The sequence below is a fragment of the Mycobacterium sp. genome (genome assembly GCF_025933915.1).
In the GTDB taxonomy this organism is placed as follows: domain Bacteria; phylum Actinomycetota; class Actinomycetes; order Mycobacteriales; family Mycobacteriaceae; genus Mycobacterium.
Window position 1 is genome coordinate 1 of sequence record NZ_JAICZA010000270.1, and the last position, 3,446, is coordinate 3,446.

Annotated in this window: 5 protein-coding genes; all 5 read left to right on the forward strand. The window is 70.4% G+C overall.

Features of this window, described 5'->3' with window-relative positions; all coding sequences use genetic code 11:
- The first annotated feature begins 5 nt into the window (after window positions 1–5).
- Window positions 6–104 (forward strand): hypothetical protein, encoded by a 99-nt coding sequence (locus Q0W90_RS24540; RefSeq protein ID WP_366895743.1) that lies wholly within the window; start codon window positions 6–8, stop codon window positions 102–104.
- A gap of 68 nt (window positions 105–172) precedes the next feature.
- Window positions 173–508 carry a metalloregulator ArsR/SmtB family transcription factor gene (locus Q0W90_RS23785; protein ID WP_297595253.1) on the forward strand — a complete coding sequence of 112 codons (336 nt, stop codon included), beginning with the start codon at window positions 173–175 and terminating at the stop codon, window positions 506–508.
- On the forward strand, window positions 505–993 hold the full coding sequence (locus Q0W90_RS23790) for an SRPBCC family protein (protein ID WP_297595254.1): 489 nt from the start codon (window positions 505–507) through the stop codon (window positions 991–993). Before Q0W90_RS23785 ends, Q0W90_RS23790 begins: the two co-directional genes overlap by 4 nt.
- Complete coding sequence (locus tag Q0W90_RS23795; protein WP_297595255.1) at window positions 990–1,613, forward strand: maleylpyruvate isomerase family mycothiol-dependent enzyme; 624 nt, start codon at window positions 990–992, stop codon at window positions 1,611–1,613. Before Q0W90_RS23790 ends, Q0W90_RS23795 begins: the two co-directional genes overlap by 4 nt.
- A gap of 73 nt (window positions 1,614–1,686) precedes the next feature.
- On the forward strand, window positions 1,687–3,446 hold a 1,760-nt coding region (locus tag Q0W90_RS23800), incomplete at its 3' end, for an arabinosyltransferase domain-containing protein (protein ID WP_297777061.1).

Below are 3,446 nucleotides of genomic sequence, written 5' to 3' on the forward strand. Positions count from 1 at the left end.
AACGGTTGACGCCGTATTACCCCGACGCGCAACCGGCCGACCTACTCCTGGGGACGGCGACGCGCAGCGGTCTGTGGAACCCGGCGCCGCTGCGCAAGACCTAGAGGTTCAGCCTCGCTTCCGGCGGCGCAGCCCTTGAGCCGCGCTATCGGTAAGTCTATGCTTACCGTTCGTGGTCACTTACCAGAGCGGTGACGTGTGGCTGGCGTTGGCGGACGGGACGCGGCGCGCCATCGTGGAACGCCTCGCGCACGGCCCGTCGGCCGTCGGCGAGTTGGCCCGCGACCTCCCGGTCAGCAGACCGGCGGTGTCCCAACACCTCAAGGTCCTCAAGTGCGCCGGGCTGGTGCGCGACCGCGCCGCGGGGACCCGCCGCGTCTATCAGCTCGACCCCACGGGCCTCGAGGCGCTACGCGCCGATCTCGACCGGTTCTGGACACAAGCGCTCGCCGGCTATGCGCAGGCCTTGGACGAAAGCGAAGCCGAGATCAACGAAGGACCGACATGACACCGCAGCCGACTCCCAGCGTCACCCACCACGTCGTCGTCAACGCCCCCATCGAGCGCGCGTTCGCCGTCTTCACCGAGCGGTTCGGCGCTTTCAAGCCGCGCGAACACAACCTGTTGGCGGTCGCCATCGCCGAGACCGTGTTCGAGCCCCGCGTCGGCGGCCACATCTACGACCGCGGCGTCGACGGCAGCGTGTGCCGATGGGCGCGCATCCTTGTCTACGAGCCCCCGCATCGCGTGGTGTTCAGCTGGGACATCGGCCCGACATGGCAACTCGAGACCGACGCGACCAAGGCCAGCGAAGTCGACGTCCGCTTCACCGCCCAGGACGGCGAACGCACCCGCGTGGACCTGGAACATCGCCATCTCGACCGCCACGGGCCGGGGTGGCAATCGGTCGCCGACGGGGTCGACGGCGACGCCGGCTGGCCGCTTTACCTCGGCCGTTACGTGGACCTGTTGAGCGGCGGTGACCCGCGATGACCGCCGACCTGATGCCCATGGCCCGCGCGGAACGGGCTGACCTGGCCGACTTCCTGGCCACGTGTGAGCCGCAGGACTGGGAGGCGCCCAGCCTGTGCACACGGTGGAGCGTGAAAGACGTTGTCGCGCATCTGATCAGCTACGAAGAGCTCGGCACTCTAGGGCTGCTGAAGCGTTTTGCGAAGGGCTGGGTGGTGCGGGCCAACCAGGTGGGCGTCGATGAATTCGCGAAGCTGACCCCGCAAGAGCTTTTGGCGTTCCTGCGCGGTCATCTCCAACCACGCGGATTGACAGCAGGTTTCGGGGGAATGATCGCGCTCGTCGACGGCACGATCCACCATCAGGACATCCGCCGCGCCCTTGACCGCCCGCGCGAGGTGCCGCCCGACCGCCTCGTGCGGGTCCTCGCCCTGGTGCCGGGCAACCCCAGGCTCGGCGCGGGACGACGGATCAGGGGTCTGCGCCTGCGCGCCACCGACCTCGATTGGACGCATGGTGACGGGCCCGAAGTGACCGGCCCCGGCGAGGCGCTGCTCATGGCGATGACCGGCCGCCCGGCCGCACTCGTTGATCTCGGCGGTCCGGGGCACGCCACTCTGGCGGCCCGGCTGGGCGGATAGCAGCGCGTCCCCAGCCCGCTGCGCGGCCCCGCGTCCCGATGGGACAAAGCCGCGTCGCTTACGATCGAGCCTCGTGCCCCACGACGGTAATGATCGATCGCAGCGGATCCCACGATCGGTGGCCGCCATCGCGGGAGTCGTGGGCCTGCTGCTGTGCCTGTCCGTCCCGTTGCTTCCGGTGAAGCAGACCACGGCGACGATCCTGTGGCCGCAGGGCACGACGGCGGGTCCCGACGGGCACGTCGGCCAGATCACCGCGCCCCTGGTGTCGGGGGCGCCGCGGGCGCTGGACATCTCCATTCCCTGCCCGGACATCGCCACCCTGCCCGCCAACGGGGGTTTGGTGGTCTCGACATTGCCGCCCGGCGGCATGGACGCCGGGAAGAATGGGCTGTTCGTGCGGGCCAACAAGGACGTGGTCGTCGTAGCCTTCCGCGACACCGTCGCGGCGGTGGCGCAGCGCTCCGCCGTCGCCGCCGGCGCCTGCAGCGTGCTGCACGCGTGGGCCGACACCGGGACGGCCGGCGCCGAGTTCGCCGGCATACCCGGCGCCTCGGGCGTCCTGCCGGCCGAGAAGAAGCCTCAGGTCGGCGGCATCTTCACCGATTTGAAAGTGCCCGCGGGCCCGGGGCTGTCGGCCCGCGTCGACATCGACACCCGATTCATCACCGCGCCCACCGCCATCAAGGAAATCGTGATGGTCCTCGGCGCGCTGGCCGTGCTGGCCGCCATCATTGCGCTCGCGGTGCTGGACCGCCGCAGCCGGGGCGGCAGCACGCGGCTCAACTGGCGCTCCCCGATCGCCTGGCTCTCCAGATACCGCCCCCACACGCACCTGGCCAACTGGCGGCGCGTCGGCATCGCGACGTGGATCGCCGACGCCGGGGTGATCGCAACCCTGTTGCTGTGGCACGTCATTGGCGCCACCACGTCGGATGACGGCTACAACCTGACCATCGCCCGCGTCGCCCCCGACGCCGGCTACGTCGCCAACTACTACCGTTACTTCGGCGCCACCGACGCCCCCTTCGACTGGTATCTGGCGGTGCTGTCCAAGCTGGCCTCGGTGAGCACGGCCGGCGTGTGGATGCGGCTACCCGCCACGCTCGCCGGAATCGGGTGCTGGCTGATCATCAGCCACTGGGTGCTGCGCCGGCTGGGACCGGGCCGCGGCGGCCTCGCGGCCAACCGGGTCGCGGTCTTCACCGCGGGCGCGGTGTTCGTCGCGGCGTGGCTGCCGTTCAACAACGGGCTGCGGCCCGAACCGCTGATCGCCCTCGGGGTTCTGGTCACCTGGCTGCTGGTGGAACGCGGCATCGCCCTGCGGCGGTTGGCCCCGGCGGCGGCCGCCGTCATCGTGGCGCTGCTGACCGCGACCCTGGCGCCGCAGGGTCTGATCGCCGTCGCCGCGCTGCTGACCGGGGCGCGGGCCGTCGCCCAGACCATCCGGCGCCGCCGGGTGAGCGACGGACTGCTCGCACCGCTGGCGGTGCTGGCGGCGTCGCTGTCGCTGATCCTGGTGGTGGTGTTCCGCAGCCAGACACTGGCCACGGTGCTCGAGTCCGCCCGCATCAAATACAAGGTTGGGCCGACGATCGCCTGGTATCAGGACTGGCTGCGCTATTACTTCCTGACGGTGGAATCCAACGCCGACGGGTCCATGACGCGGCGGTTCGCGGTGCTGGTGCTGTTGCTGTGCCTGTTCGGGATGCTGGTCATCCTGCTGCGCCGCGGCCACGTGCCCGGGCTGGCCAGCGGCCCGGCCTGGCGGCTGATCGGCACCACCGCCATCGGCCTGTTGCTCCTGACATTCACGCCGACGAAGTGGGCGAT